Origin of the sequence: Falsiruegeria litorea R37 (genome assembly GCF_900172225.1) — a bacterium.
Classification (GTDB): Bacteria; Pseudomonadota; Alphaproteobacteria; order Rhodobacterales; family Rhodobacteraceae; genus Falsiruegeria; species Falsiruegeria litorea.
In genome coordinates this window covers 1-14,679 of the sequence record NZ_FWFO01000004.1, presented here as the reverse complement: position 1 = coordinate 14,679, position 14,679 = coordinate 1, and the positions used below count along the sequence as shown (strand labels likewise).

Sequence of the window (14,679 nt, the reverse complement as noted above, 5' to 3'; positions counted from 1 at the left end):
ATTCTGTGCTGATGCTATCAGTTCAGGTTTCGGTTGATCACGGTGTCTATGCCTTGAGATAGGTCACATCGAGTTTGACCGTCTTCGCATGGGACAGCTACAGGGAAACGGTCATGGTATCGCCCATTCTCAGAGCTGCGCATTAGGCAAAGCAACAAAAACCGATGCAACCTGAACTTAATCGCACCGGTTGATCAGGAGAAAACCGTCAACCCAGGCTTCTCCTGATCAAACGCCCTGTCAACTCGCCTGCGCCAGAAGCGAGGCGTTGCCTCCTGCTGCCGTGGTGTCGATGCAGACGTGCCGCTCGAGATAGCAGCGGTCGCCAAAATCCTCGTCATTGATCAGAGGGATGAGCGCACCATCGCGTGTCGCCAGGACCTTGCGCATCCGTCGCAGCTCGTCTTCGGGTGCCCAGGATACCACTGCATCGAACCCGGTCAGATGGGCCAATTGAACTGGATCGACGGATCCATCGACTTGGCTTTGGCCTTTGGCTCCTGGTGCGACGACGACAGCAGTACATCCATGCGCGCGCGCAATTTCAGCCTGCTGTCGGGCAGCTTCAAGCGTTGGCCCCAAGCACAAGAACACGCCGCGACCATAGGTGGACAGCACGTTGGATTCTCCTGTAGGCCCAGGGAGTTCCTCTTGACTCAGCGATGCGCGCGCGGGGCGAGGTGTCGTATTTATGGCCTCTTGAACGGCGCTTTCGCTGGCAAAGGCAGGTCGGCTGAATTCGATGCTCCGTGTCTTTGGCTGCGCGAACCGTTTCACATAGGATGGACCACCAGCCTTGGGTCCCGTGCCAGACAGGCCTTCGCCGCCAAACGGCTGAGACCCCACAATCGCACCGATCTGGTTGCGGTTGATGTACATATTGCCAACGTTCAGCTGAGAAGTGACCTGTTCAATCCGATCGTCAATGCGCGAATGCATGCCAAAAGTCAGACCATATCCCGTGGCATTGACGGCAGCGACAACCGCGTCCAGGTCAGAAGCCTTGTAGGTCGCGACATGCATGACCGGGCCAAAAATCTCTTTTCCCAGATCGGCAATGCCGTTTACTTTCAGCACCGTAGGCGGAACAAACGTTCCCTCGGCAGGCGTCGCCAGTTCTTTCAGCACGCGACCGTTCGAGCGAGCCAATTCGATGTATTCGCGGATTTCATCCAGCGCATCTGAGTTGATGACCGGCCCCACATCGGTGCGATAGTCCCAAGGGCTGCCGACAACAAGCTCGTCCATGGCACCAAAAAGCATCTCAAGAAAGGGTTCGGCCACGTCTTCCTGGACGTATAGCAACCGCAGCGCCGAACAACGCTGTCCTGCCGACTGAAAGGCCGAGGCCACAATGTCCTTGATCGCCTGTTCCGGCAAAGCGGTTGAATCTACGATCATGACGTTCAATCCACCGGTTTCCGCAATCAACGGCGCGCTTGGCACGATCTGTTCCGCCATCGCACGGTTAATGGTCTGAGCGGTCTGAGTTGAACCGGTAAAGCACACGCCCTTAATGCGTGGGTCGGCCGTGATCTTGGCTCCAACCACCGAACCACGCCCCGGCAACAATTGCAGCGCCGAGCGGGGCACGCCCGCTTGGTGGATCAGATCGACGGCAATGGCCGCAGTAATCGATGTGGGATCCGCCGGTTTTGCAATTACTGCATTGCCAGCGGCCAGCGCCGCCGCGATCTGACCCGAGAAAATCGCCAAGGGGAAATTCCACGGCGACACACAGGCCACAACACCGCGCGCGGGATTTGTGAGTTCTGTGCCTCTCGCCGCGTAGTATCTCAGGAAGTCGACGGCCTCGCGCACTTCGGCGATCGCATCCATCGGGGTCTTGCCTGCCTCGCGCGACAAAGCCGCAAACAATTCGCCAAAGTTTTTTTCGTAAAGGTCGGCGGCCCGTCGCAGCGTTTCGGCACGCAATTTGGCGTCCTGATCCCACGGGGCCGCATGCAACAATGCGGTTTCGACGTCTTCAGCCGAGGCCTGAATGACGACACCAACCTTATCATTGTGGTTGGATGGGCTGACAACGGGACGTTCGATTTTGCTTTTGACATCGCCATTGATCAGCGGACCAACAGTCCAGAAATGATCTCGGAACGGGTTGCGCGCAGTTTCAATTGCAGCGACATCATCAACGTCGTGCAAGTCCCACCCCCGAGAGTTTGGACGCTCGTCACCATAGAGATCCCTCGGCAATTGAACCGCCGCATTGTGGTCCCCTGCCCCAAAAGCTTCGAACGGATCTGCGGCAACGGTTTCTGCCGAAACGTTCTCGTCCACGATCTGATTGACGAAGGACGAGTTGGCTCCGTTCTCCAGCAGGCGACGAACGAGGTAGGCCAGAAGATCACGATGCGCGCCAACCGGGGCATAGATGCGGCAACGGGTACTGTTTTCCTTCATCACCAGGTCGTGGAGGCTTTCTCCCATGCCGTGCAAACGCTGGAATTCATAAGCTCGGGTATCATGCGCCATCTCTAAAATCGCAGCTACGGTATGCGCGTTGTGCGTCGCAAACTGCGGATAGATCCGGTCCGTCATTCCCAGCAGTTTCCGCGCACAGCAGATATACGAGATATCGGTGGCGACTTTGCGCGTGTAGACCGGAAAACCAACCAGACCTTCAACCTGAGAGCGCTTGATTTCGGTATCCCAATAGGCGCCTTTCACCAACCTAACCATAATTTTTCGATCAAGCTTGCTGGCCAGCGTATATAGCCATTCGATCACCTGAGCAGCACGCTTACCGTAGGCTTGCACAACAACGCCAAAGCCGTCCCAACCTGCGAGCGATGGGTCACTTAGAACCTCTTCGATGACATCCAACGACAGCTCGAGCCGGTCGGCTTCTTCCGCGTCAATGTTCAACCCCATCCCAGCGGCTTTTGCCTGTTGCGCGAGCTGCAGTGTAACGGGCACCAATTCACGCATGACGCGCTCTTTTTGGCCCACTTCGTATCGGGGGTGCAGTGCGGACAATTTGATCGAAATACCCGGGTTTTCACGAATGTCGCCCGAATGGCACTGATCAGCCAGCTTGGCAATCGAGTCAGAATAGGCATCCAGAAACGCCTTCGCGTCCTTTGCTGTCAAAGCGGCTTCGCCCAGCATGTCGTAGGAATAGGTGTAACCTTCGTTCTCTTTCTTTTTTCCACGCTTGACCGCTTCGGCAATGGTTTCACCCAACACAAACTGTGCGCCCATTTCCTTCATGGCGCGACCAACGGCAGCACGGATCACAGGTTCGCCAAGACGTTTCACCGCACCTTTCAGTGTGGCCACAACACCCGTTCCATCCTGCAAAACTTTGCCTGTCAGCATCAGAGCCCAGGTTGAGGCATTTACAAGAGATGACGAAGATTGGCCAAGGTGTTGCCCCCAGGAAGAAGGTGCAATCTTGTCTTCGATGAGTGCATCAATGGTTTCCGCATCCGGGACACGCAACAGCGCCTCGGCCAGGCACATCAGCGCCACACCTTCATTTGTCGACAGACCATACTCGGCCAGGAATACCTCCATCAGGCCCGGATTGCTGCTGCTACGGATGGCCTTGACCAAATCGGTCGCACGATTGCGGGCGGTCGCTCGTTCAACGGCTGTAACCGGGTTTGTCTCGGTGAGCTCCTGCAAAACCTCAACTTCATTGCGAAGATGATTGCGGCGGAGACGGTCGCGGATCTCGTTCATGCTGAACATCATGTCTCTCCAAAGGAATACGTTCGAGCAATCTTACCCCACATCAAAAAGTCATGTTGACTTTACTTTTGCCCCTCTGTGCCTATATGACTTAATTTCAAAGCAAGATCAGGCCAATAGATCATGAAACTGCAAAATGAAAGTCTACTAGACCGCCACGATCAAGAGATGATACGGATTCTCAGCCAGGAAGGTCGAATTCCAGTGACGGAACTGGCGGCCCGTGTGGGTTTATCCAAGACCCCTTGTCAGGTCAGACTTAAACGGCTGATTGCAGAAGGCGTCATTCTAGGTTTCAAGGTCATGCTTGACCCCGTGAAACTGGGCATGGAGCAGGTCGTTTTTGTAGAGGTTAAATTGACCGACACAACTGAACGCGCGCTGTCAGAATTCAATGCAGCGGTCCAGCAAGTGCCCGAGATCGAACAATGCCACATGATCGCTGGTGCTTTTGACTACTTGCTGAAACTCAGAACCCAAGACATGAGACGCTATCGCGAAATTTTAGGTGGCGTAGTTTCTGCGCTGCCACATGTAGGCAGCACTTCGACGCACGTATCCATGCAATCGGTCAAGGACGAGGCGTATTGATTCAAGGATCGGTTTCTAAGTGACTTAGGGAACTCTTACCGTGTTCCGGAAAAGCTGTCGAACGTGCAAGCAGCCAGACAATCAAAAAAAACCTCGAAGGGCTTAGCAGTTGCAGACAGCAACTTGGAAGGATCGACCCACTGACAAGAGGCGTACCAGACTTTGCTAGCCATCGATCTGGGTCGCAGCCGAGGCCGCGGTGCCGGGCGTGTTGAACAGGATCGCAGTAATCGAGGCGCCCCAAAAGCTAGCGCCTCGTCAATTCTTGCTGCGCATCGAGCGCATGCAAAAGCCGAATTCCCGTCCTGTAACGCAATCAAGAACCTTGGCTTCACCGAGCAGTTACCCAGGGCGTCGCACGATCCCGTACTGCGCATATCCACGGTAGAGTTGCCGGTGGTGAACCGATCCTGAATTTGATTGCGCGATCTGCTTCAGTACCGCCTGTAAATCCCGCCGTGGTGAGACGTGAAACTTGGCAAGCCAACGGTTGAGCCCCACCTGAAACATTTTGGGCCAGCCACCTTGGTCCGAAAAGTCGACGATATGTAGCTCTCCGCCGGGCGCGAGTTGACCATAAGCATGCTGAATCGCAGCTTCCCACTCGGGAATCATCGAGACACCATAAGAAATGAAGATACGGTCAAACCCTGGTCGTCCGAACAGCTGCTCGCCATCAAAATTACACGCGTCAGCTTGCGCCAGTTGTATCTTTTCCTCCAGCTTTCCACGCGCTGTTTCCAGCATCTGAGATGAGATATCGAGCCCGTAGAACTGGCAGCGAGGATAGTGCTGGGCCGCCAGTTGCAGGTTACGCCCGGTCCCACAGGCGACCTCGAGCACATGGTCGCCATCACGGGGCACCATTTCGGCAATCAAACGATCCCGGCCAAACAAATAGTATTTTCGCGTGACGTCATAAATCAGCCGCTGATGGCGGTAGGTTTGGTCCATCAAACTGGCGTGAGCTGTTTGAACAGTGCCCTGCATGGCTGTCATCCCTTGAAACGATAAAGGTGAAATGCACCGTAGATGGCTGAACGATCCCGCGTGGTACCACGTTCTGAAGCGTCAGCATCATAGATCCAGCGTGTCAGAACATCTGCTGCCACACGCTCGTGCAAGATGTCGGCAGCACCACCGGTACGAAAGATCACGCGGGCCCCAGGCACGGCAGTGCGGGTGATTTCGGTCCACAACGCGTTGAGTTGCGTGTCATTCATCCAATCCTGAGCATCCAGAAGGACATAAGCTGATTTTGAGTCGTCAGGTTCGGACGCCAACAGATCGGTCAGCGAACGGTTTACGATCCGGCCGCGCTCGGCATGGTCGCGTAGCGCGTCGAATTTGGCCGCTTGCAAATAGGGCGGTAGCGATCCGTCGGGCGCCGGATCATAGCTGCGGCCAAAAGCCTGCCAGGCAAAATAGTTCTCGCGGATCGGAAAGTCGCACATCAGCTTGCGCACGCGCTCGCGCAGGACCGGCAGGACGTCGCCATGTCCATCGGCGGCCAGCTTGTCGTATTGGGCAGGCGGGATACCAAGGCCAAACAGAGAAGCCCGGAAACCGGCAAGTTTACGCACCAGCCACATATCGAACAACGGTGCGATCTTGCGATCGAAATAGATCTGCTGCTCCTCAAGCGTGCGTGCGGCCAACAGGCCCGAGAAATCAACCCGACCCAAGCGCGCCAGCAAATGCACCGCACTCAGAAAACGCCCCAAAAGCCCATGGCGATAGAACCCGTTCGAAAAGACCGAGATCCGGCGACGGAACGGCTGTCGCGCGTCCCAGAACAATCGGGTTGTGGCATCTAACTGAGGTCGAACATAGCGATCATAGAGCACCTCGTTGCTGGCCATGTCGGCGCGGCCAAAGAACTGATAGAACGCGGCATGATCTGGCAGGCTGCGCGCGGCTGTCAGCTTGAGCCGCCCCAGGGCGACATGAGCAGGTGACAGGTCCACAGCCGTGACCGACGCCGGGCCAGCCGTCAGGTAGGACAACAGATTGCAGCTGCCCGAGGCGATGCAGACAACGTTGTCATCGGCTGTCAGTTCCAATGCCTCCATGTCGACGACCGGGTCCTCCCAAATTTGTGGGTACACCAAGCCCAGAAACAGGCGTGAAAACAACCGTTCGAGCCGTCCGGTGGTAACATCGCCATGTTGCAGAACGGCGGCGTCCAATTGGGTTTGAGCGGTGGCAGTCATCGGGCAGACCTTACGTTGTGTGTTCCAGTTGTTTTTCCGAACGCCGCGCTCGGCGGGCGCGGTCGCGGTGGCGTGCACGGCGGGCCGTACGCTCCCAGTCGATCAGCGAAAGCCGACCGTCTTCCAACTCGACCACGGCGGTGCAGCTTTCGACCCAGTCGCCAGTGTTGACATAAGCGATCCCGTCCATGTCACGGATCGCGGCACTGTGGATATGGCCGCAGATCACGCCATCATATCCGCCTCGACGGGCTTCGGCCGTCAGGACGTTTTCATATTCGCTGATAAAGTTGACCGCCTGTTTGACCTGGTGCTTGGCCCATTTCGAAAGCGACCAATACTGACCGCCCCACAGGTGGCGCATGCGGTTGATGCGCGTGTTCAGCCACAGCATCAACTCGTACGCCCGGTCGCCCAGATGGGCCAGCCACTTGGCGTTGACGACAACTGAATCGAACTGATCACCATGAGTGACCAGATAGCGCTTGCCATCTGCGGCGGTGAAATCGGCAGAGTGGACAACTTCGATCCCGCCGAAATGCGTCCCCTGATAGAGCCGCAGAAATTCATCATGATTGCCTGGGATCAGATGGATCGCGGCGCCATCATGGGCCTTGGCGAGCAGCGCCTGCACCACGTCATTGTGCGCTTGCGGCCACAGGAACCCTTTGCGCCGGATGCGCCAGGCGTCGATAATGTCACCCACCAGATAATAATTGTCCGCCTGGTTACGGTCGAGGAAATCCAGCAAAAGATCAGCTTGACACCCAGGAGTGCCCAGGTGGATGTCAGACAAAAAGATGGTGCGGTATTTCATGCGCGCGCCCAAAGTCAAAGAACTTGGGCGTGGCCTATCGGACCAAGTTAACAGTACCGTGACGCTGCGCCGGACAGGGTTGTCGCACCCCACCAAAGCAAAAGGGCGGCGAACCCCGTGGATCCGCCGCCCCTTTGATTTCACTCTGGTGCTTTAGAAGTGCACTGAACGGGCACCTGCCGGTTTTTCCATCGGCGGCGCAAATTTTGTCAGGTCGATGCCTTCGACGGCTGTCTTGTATTCCTCAAGCGTCGGCGTGCGGCCCAGGATGGCCGACAATACCACCAGCGGGGTCGATGCCAGCAGCGATTCACCCTTTTTGGTCTCGCTGTCTGCCACAACGCGGCCCTGGAACAGGCGGGTCGAGGTCGCCAGAACAGTGTCGCCTTTGGCCGCCTTTTCCTGGTTGCCCATGCAGAGGTTACAGCCGGGACGCTCGAGGTACAGGATGTTCTCGTACTCGGTCCGGGCCTGTTCCTTGGGGAACAAGTCATCGAACTCAAAGCCCGAATACTTCTGCAGGATTTCCCAATCGCCCTCTTCTTTCATCTCGTCGATGATGTTGTAGGTGGGCGCCGCAACAACCAATGGGGCTTTGAATTCAACCTTGCCATTGGCAGCTTCGAGGTTCTTGAGCATTTGCGCGACGATCTTGATGTCGCCCTTGTGCACCATGCACGAGCCGACAAAACCCAGGTCCACCTTCTTTTCCGCGTTGTAGTAGCTGATCGGGCGAATGGTGTCGTGCGTATAGCGTTTGGACACATCTGCGTTGTTCACATCCGGGTCAGCGATCATCGGCTCAACGATCTGTTCCAGATCCACAACCACCTCGGCGAAGTACTTGGCGTTGTCATCCGGGGACAGCGCAGGTTTCTCGCCCGACTTGATCTCGGCAATACGGGTGTCCGCAATCGCGATCAGCTTGGCGAGCATGCCGTTATCATGCTCCATGCCCTTGTCGATCATGATCTGGATGCGCGACTTGGCCAGCTCTAGCGAGCCAATCAGCGTCTCGTCATTCGAGATACAGACAGACGCCTTGGCCTTCATCTCGGCCGTCCAGTCGGTGAAGGTGAATGCCTGGTCGGCCAGCAGGGTGCCGATGTGCACCTCGATCACGCGACCTTGGAAGACGTTGTCACCGTGCTGCGCCAGCATCTGCGCCTGGGTGGCGTGCACCACATCACGGAAGTCCATGTGATCGGCCATCTGACCTTTGAAAGTCACCTTGACCGATTCCGGGATCGGCATCGACGCCTCGCCAGTAGCCAGTGCCAGAGCAACGGTACCCGAGTCCGCGCCGAATGCCACGCCCTTGGACATACGGGTGTGGCTGTCGCCTCCGATGATCACCGACCAGTCATCAACGGTGATGTCGTTGAGCACCTTGTGGATCACGTCGGTCATGGCGTGGTATTCGCCTTTGGGGTCACGCCCGGTAACCAGACCAAAGTCGTTCATGAACTTCATCAGACGCGGGGTGTTGGCCTGCGCCTTGGCATCCCACACGGATGCAGTGTGACAACCAGACTGATAGGCGCCGTCCACGATGGGCGACACAACCGTCGCTGCCATGGCTTCCAGCTCTTGCATGGTCATCAGGCCGGTGGTGTCTTGCGAACCAACGATATTGACCTTGACGCGCACGTCCGAACCCGCGTGCAGGGTCTTGCCCGGCGTGGTTCCCACAGCGTTGCGATTGAAGATCTTTTCAACGGCGGTCAGACCCTGGCCCTCGTGGCTGATCTCTTTCGACGGCGCGAACACGAGCGGTGCTTCGACGCCCAGAGTTTCCGCAGAAAATGTCTGCAGTTTTTTGCCGAAGACGATCGCGTAAGACCCGCCCGCTTTCATGAATTCCATTTTCTGCGGGGTGAAGGACGACGATACATCAACCAGCTCTTCGCCGTCTTCGCTCAGCAGCTTGTGGGTCTTGGTGTTGATCCGCAAAACGGTGCCAGTTTCGACCGAGTACTTCTGTTCCAGGATCGGGTTGCCGTCGTTGTTGAGGATCGCGTTGCCGTCCTCGTCAACTTTCTTAACCCAGTTTTTCAGGTCCAGACCGATGCCGCCGGTCACGCCCACGGTGGTCAGGAAGATCGGCGAGATACCATTGGTGCCCGCCACAACCGGCGCGTAGTTCACGAAAGGCACATAAGGCGACGCCTGCTTGCCGGTCCAGAGCGCGACGTTGTTCACGCCCGACATCCGCGACGAGCCAACGCCCATGGTGCCCTTTTCCGCGATCAGCATCACACGTTTGCCGGGGTGCTGCAGCTTCAGCGCCTCGATCTCTTTCTGCGCCTCTTCGGTGATCATGCACTTGCCGTGCAGCTCACGGTCTGCGCGCGAGTGCGCCTGGTTGCCGGGCGACAGCAGGTCGGTCGAGATATCACCTTCGCCAGCGATATAGGTGACAACTTGCACCTCGTCGTCGAGATCGGGAAGCTTGGTAAAGAATTCAGCCTTGGCGTAGCTGTCCAGCACATCCTTGGCGATGGCATTACCTGCCTGATAGGCGGCAGCGAGCCGCTCCATGTCGGCGTCATACAAGAACACTTGGGTCTTCAGAACCTCGGCAGCCGGAACCGCAACAGATTCGGTGTCACCCAATGCCAGGTCCAGCAGCACGGCGACCGAGGGACCGCCTTTCATGTGCGACAGCAGCTCAAACGCGCGTTCAGGCGCAATCTCGTCGACGGTGACGTCGCCCAGAATGATCTCTTTCAGGAACTTCGCCTTGACACCCGCCGCGCTGGTTGTGCCCGGAAGTGTATTGTAAATGAAGAACTTGAGCGAGTCCGCGCGGTGCTCATTCCCGGTGTCCTTGATCTGTTCGATGACCTCGGACAGCAGCGCGCCATCGTCGATGGGCTTGGGGCTCAGGCCCTGTTCTTTGCGTGTTTCGATCTCTGTGAGGTAGTCTGTATACAGGCTCATGGCTATCCCGGCGATTTGGCGTTGACGAAGCTAGAGCCCCGACAATCGGACCTGTCCGAGCGTCGGGATTGCTCTTTGTATGCGGCGGTATACCATTTAGGAGAGGTTTGCAACATGTTCCGCCAGCGGCGCGTTGTCCTGCCCTTTAGGGTAACAGGGTCATCAACACTGAACCTGAGCCAAGCGAAATGGGACCCATTGACGCTGTATGTCCATAAATAGAGGGGATCAGCGGTATTTCGCAGCGGTGATGAACTCTCCGAATGCCTCGCACCAGATCAACACCGTGTCGAACTGTGTCACGTCCACATCTTGGGGGATGTCCAACATCACACCATCAAATGTCTTGACCGGCCCGATCCGTTGCGCGCGGTCCTTGACCGCCCAGAACCCGTCCTCGTCTTCGACAAACTCAGGCACCAGATACATCATGTAATCTGGCCCCGGCGCCAGTTCCCCTTGATGCACAATCTGCGCATCGGTGATACTAACGGTCCCCTCCCCCCAATGGAGGAAATCACTGCCCTTGAGATCTCGCGTGAACTCGGCCGTGAACAGCGCGTCTTGGGCATTTTGTTCCAACACGGCAGCGTCTGGCGACTTGGGCGCGGTGAGGATCGGCAGAAAATAGACACCAAGCGCAAAACCCACGGCCAAAGCCCCAGCGTGTGTTGTTAGTAAAATGGCAAGACGAAGCATGATGGCGATCCTATCAAGAAACATCGGATGTCGGGCTTTTAGCACCTCTTGAATGTGTTTTCCCAGCTAACAGGTCACGTTTTGAAACGCGTCTGATCAATTGATCCGATAATAGAATGACATCGTGCGGCTTTTGCCACCGGGCGGTTTGGGGAAAGGGGCCGCGGCTCGCACCTGTGCCTTGGCCGCGTTGTCGATCTTTATCGAGCCTGAACTGTCCACAATGTTGACCCTGGCCAAGGAACCATCTGGATTGATCTCGAAGTAGACTTGGGCATGGCCTCTGCCCGGCACGTGGGTCGTCGGCGCATTGTTGAGATGTACCAGCACACGGCCGGCGTAATTGGTGGTGTCCGAATTCCCACCCCCCCGCGCGCTAGGCTGTGTCCCTACGTCGGCATCTGCAAAGGCATCCACCCCCTGGCGACGATAGGTGGCCAGAGGGGACTCGATCGCCTGTTCAGGGAACCGGAGGGCATCAAAATTTTGCGCATTGTCAAACAATCGATCCGGTGTTTTTTCGACCGCTGCAGAGGACCGCGACGGCGCACGAGGACGGATGGACCTTGCCACGGCCAGCGTAGATTCCTCGTTGGTTTCGAGGGCATTGTCCAAAAGCGGTTCAGCTTGTTCCACCCGCTCGGTGTTGTCAGGAACTACAGGATCAGATTCGAGCGGAACAACAGGGACCGTGGAGCTTGAGACTGGATCCTGAATGTCCTGCGGGTCAACCTCTGTAACCTGTTCGGTCTCGATGCTCTCGGTCGGATCTGGAGAAACGTCTTCAACCTCAACATCGCTCTCAACTGGTGGCGCAATTGGCGCCTCTGCAACGGCATCAGGTTCCAGCGGGGGCGTCACATCTTCCTGAGCATCCGTCCCTTGTCGCGCGCCGATATCCTCGGCGGTATCTGTCGTTGGCTGTACTGGCTCCGCCGGTTCCGGACTTACCTCTGACGCACTCCCGATATCGGGGGAAACAACCTGCTGCGGGTTCTCAGATGCGACCAAAGCTTCGCTGGTGGGAATGTCTGCCGCCTCGGGTTCCGGCGGCGTTTCCAGCGGAGGCTCCGGCTCTTCCACTTTCTCAGGCTCCACCGGTTCAGCAATATCTTCTGCTAGCTCCTCAAAGGTCGTGCCAACCGGTACAGAATTGTCTCTTGTTTCCGGCGCACCTTCAGGTCCACCAACCCGAAATGTGAACCCCAGTCCAAGCAGATGGATGACAGCCGACAAAAGCAACGCAATCGTTGCGATGACAAGTGAGCGGCGTATCACCGCAAAGCCTGCTCGGTCACAACGAACACTGACGTCGCCCCCGACCTGCGCAGTTGACCCGTAACTTGAATCAAGCGTTGCCCGGACACATCCCGATCTGGAACAATACGGACTGGACCGGCTTGATGTAGTTCCATGTACGCATTTGGTTCAACTGCAGTTCCGCGATAATTCAGCGAACCGTCTTTCCGCAAAACCAAAGCGTCTGGTGGCTCTCTCCCCTCAAGTTGTGACGTATCCACCAGAGTCAATTCCGGATCCAATGGAGGCGCTACCGTTCCAGCAATCAGAAAGAAGACCAGCATCAGGAAAACAACGTTGATCAGGGCAATCGTGGAATCCCGCTTTCGTCGCGGAGAAGCTTGTCGGATCAAAGGCCCTACTCCAGCACCAAAACATTCAGCCCGTCACGGCCGCGCAATTGCACCAATAGGTCGATCACGGACTGTGCGTTCACATCTTGATCCAGACTGACAAGGACCTGACCTTCCTCAATACTGCCTGCCAGCTCATCCAGAGGCATCGGGGCTCCGTTTACCAGCAGCCGCTCGGACCCAAGCTGAACAAACGTGCGTTTTGTAGGCTCGCTGCTGCTTCCCCCGCCCGAGGTGGCGTTGCTCAACTCGATCTCGCTGTACTTGGAAAACGTCGATGACAACATGAAGAAAAGCAGCAACAGAAAGATGATGTCGATGAGGGGCGTCATCGACAGGCTGCGGCGTACAAATGGGGCCGCGTTACGCATGTCCCGGAACAGCAGACACGGCCGCCGTCATACCCGGGGTCGGCACCAAAACCGCCCGTAGCGCTTTATCAGCAAAGACCCTTTCGCGCGCAGTACGGCTTTCCAGCCACGCCAGAACCATCGACGTTGGCATCGCAACAGCAAGACCCACCGCCGTGGTAATCAAAGCCACCCAAATCCCCCCGGCCAAAATGGACGGATCCACTGACGAACCAGCGGTCTGCAGACTTTGAAAGGCTTCAATCATGCCCAAAACCGTACCGAACAACCCAAGCAATGGCGCAAGTTGCGCAATCGTATCGAGCAGCCGAAACCCACGTTCGAGACGGGCAAGCGCCAATCCAGCCTCGGCATCCAGACGCACATCAAGATCAGCTGTATCCGGAGTCTGCATTGCGACATCCACAAGTGGTGCCAGGTAACTACGGCTTTGCCCCAAGCGCGCTCTGGCGGATTGCCAATCCCCCATTTCCCAAAACACCAAGGCGTCAGACAACACTTTGTGGCGTCCAACACCGCAGGCGGAAAACTGCCACAGTTTGTAAAGCGTCACAGCCAGAGTGATGATCGACATGACGATCATGATCCCGACCACGGGCCCGCCAAGAGCAAGCAATTCTTGCAGAACGGCAATTGGGCTCATCCCAACAACTCCACACCAATACGGCTTTTTAAGCTGAGCGAGCTTTGGCACAATGTGCTCTCGACACCCCCCACCACACAAGAACTCGTACCATTGATCAGAGCCTGCCCCAGGTCACCACAGGCCATGTCTGTCAAATCGAACTGACGCACCCGGGGACGATCCATCGGCAAATCACGGAAATCAAAGAGCTTCAGGCTGACGACGCTCCCTGTGCTATCAAAGATTACCGTTTCAAAAACGGCCTTCTCGATCTGCTGCCCGGTTGTGTTCTTTGCGACAAATGACAATCGGCAGGCAGAGCCAACATCTTCAACTGTGTTCAGCTCCAATACAAGATCCGCGATCTGTTCCGCGTACACAGAGACCGCGCCGCTGAGCGTCAATGATATGGCGGATAAAGCCAAACCGACCTTGGCTGCTCTCTTCATCTATACACTTCCCTTAAAACTGAACTTTTCTTGTCGCTAAACTAAGGGGAAGTGCCACCACATCCAAGCCGACAAGAACAAGTTTGCGCGATCCGCGTCCGCACCGGCTGTTTCCAGCTGCTAAACGGGGAAGCTTGCATGCTGAAAAAGGGCGAGAGAAATCATGAGCGACCTGTCCAAAGGAGAAAATCCGTTGGAAGAGATCGCCTGATACAGGCCGTCACCGACAGCGGCCGCGCTGTGTGAGCAGTTTTCCGAGGGTCATGGCAAAAAGCACTGCAAGCCCAGCACTAATTAACTGAAATCAGCCTCCGCCAAACCCGGGGCGGTTCAGAATGGCTCCAGTCCGATATAAGATCAACAGCGGTCTTGCCTGTCCGTCACAACGCGAAACGGCCTCGACAGTGCTTCTACGAAGCTATGGTCAAGCGCAAGAAGCGCCTGATGAGGCGCCGTTACGTCGGTTTTATCTATATATATATTGGTTGCGGGAGTAGGATTTGAACCTACGACCTTCAGGTTATGAGCCTGACGAGCTACCGGGCTGCTCCATCCCGCGACAGTTGACCGAGCTTGTTGTGCTTGGTCTGGATATTTCATCGAAT

12 protein-coding genes and 1 tRNA gene are annotated in these 14,679 nt (G+C 56.5%); 1 reads left to right on the top strand and 12 read right to left on the bottom strand.

Annotated features, from left to right (window positions below):
* Positions 1 to 240 precede the first annotated feature (240 nt).
* The gene (gene putA / locus TRL7639_RS18095; protein WP_085797604.1) at positions 241 to 3,714 is read right to left on the bottom strand and encodes a bifunctional proline dehydrogenase/L-glutamate gamma-semialdehyde dehydrogenase PutA; all 3,474 of its coding nucleotides are present in this window, start codon (positions 3,712 to 3,714) and stop codon (positions 241 to 243) included.
* A gap of 123 nt (positions 3,715 to 3,837) precedes the next feature.
* On the opposite strand from putA, the gene TRL7639_RS18090 reads away from it, so the two are divergent.
* Positions 3,838 to 4,305, top strand: a complete 468-nt coding sequence (locus tag TRL7639_RS18090) for an Lrp/AsnC family transcriptional regulator (protein WP_085797294.1) — start codon at positions 3,838 to 3,840, stop codon at positions 4,303 to 4,305.
* Between the two features lie 342 nt (positions 4,306 to 4,647).
* Here the strand turns inward: TRL7639_RS18090 and TRL7639_RS18085 are convergent, their stop codons facing one another.
* From TRL7639_RS18085 to TRL7639_RS18035, 11 genes are all read right to left on the bottom strand, one after another.
* Positions 4,648 to 5,259, bottom strand: coding sequence for a class I SAM-dependent methyltransferase (locus tag TRL7639_RS18085; protein ID WP_207559694.1), 612 nt, complete (start codon positions 5,257 to 5,259; stop codon positions 4,648 to 4,650).
* 41 nt (positions 5,260 to 5,300) lie between these two features.
* Entirely contained in the window at positions 5,301 to 6,518 is a 1,218-nt protein-coding gene (locus tag TRL7639_RS18080) for a BtaA family protein (RefSeq protein WP_085797293.1), read from the bottom strand.
* A 10-nt stretch (positions 6,519 to 6,528) separates the two neighbouring features.
* Positions 6,529 to 7,335: a UDP-2,3-diacylglucosamine diphosphatase gene (locus tag TRL7639_RS18075; RefSeq protein WP_085797292.1), complete on the bottom strand. Its 807-nt coding sequence runs from the start codon at positions 7,333 to 7,335 to the stop codon at positions 6,529 to 6,531.
* A 153-nt stretch (positions 7,336 to 7,488) separates the two neighbouring features.
* Positions 7,489 to 10,278, bottom strand: a complete 2,790-nt coding sequence (locus tag TRL7639_RS18070) for a bifunctional aconitate hydratase 2/2-methylisocitrate dehydratase (protein WP_085797291.1) — start codon at positions 10,276 to 10,278, stop codon at positions 7,489 to 7,491.
* 228 nt (positions 10,279 to 10,506) lie between these two features.
* The gene (locus TRL7639_RS18065) at positions 10,507 to 10,977 is read right to left on the bottom strand and encodes a DM13 domain-containing protein (RefSeq protein ID WP_085797602.1); all 471 of its coding nucleotides are present in this window, start codon (positions 10,975 to 10,977) and stop codon (positions 10,507 to 10,509) included.
* A gap of 96 nt (positions 10,978 to 11,073) precedes the next feature.
* Positions 11,074 to 12,213 carry a TonB family protein gene (locus TRL7639_RS18060; protein ID WP_235820452.1) on the bottom strand — a complete coding sequence of 380 codons (1,140 nt, stop codon included), beginning with the start codon at positions 12,211 to 12,213 and terminating at the stop codon, positions 11,074 to 11,076.
* Positions 12,214 to 12,251: 38 nt separating this feature from the next.
* The gene (locus TRL7639_RS18055; RefSeq protein ID WP_085797289.1) at positions 12,252 to 12,629 is read right to left on the bottom strand and encodes an ExbD/TolR family protein; all 378 of its coding nucleotides are present in this window, start codon (positions 12,627 to 12,629) and stop codon (positions 12,252 to 12,254) included.
* Positions 12,630 to 12,634: 5 nt separating this feature from the next.
* Positions 12,635 to 13,000 (bottom strand): biopolymer transporter ExbD, encoded by a 366-nt coding sequence (locus TRL7639_RS18050; protein WP_235820451.1) that lies wholly within the window; start codon positions 12,998 to 13,000, stop codon positions 12,635 to 12,637.
* On the bottom strand, positions 12,993 to 13,643 hold the full coding sequence (locus tag TRL7639_RS18045) for a MotA/TolQ/ExbB proton channel family protein (protein WP_085797288.1): 651 nt from the start codon (positions 13,641 to 13,643) through the stop codon (positions 12,993 to 12,995). The genes TRL7639_RS18050 and TRL7639_RS18045 overlap by 8 nt, the downstream gene beginning before the upstream one ends.
* Entirely contained in the window at positions 13,640 to 14,074 is a 435-nt protein-coding gene (locus TRL7639_RS18040; protein WP_085797287.1) for a hypothetical protein, read from the bottom strand. The genes TRL7639_RS18045 and TRL7639_RS18040 overlap by 4 nt, the downstream gene beginning before the upstream one ends.
* Before the next feature lie 482 nt (positions 14,075 to 14,556).
* Positions 14,557 to 14,633 (bottom strand) — tRNA-Met (locus tag TRL7639_RS18035).
* Positions 14,634 to 14,679: the final 46 nt, after the last annotated feature.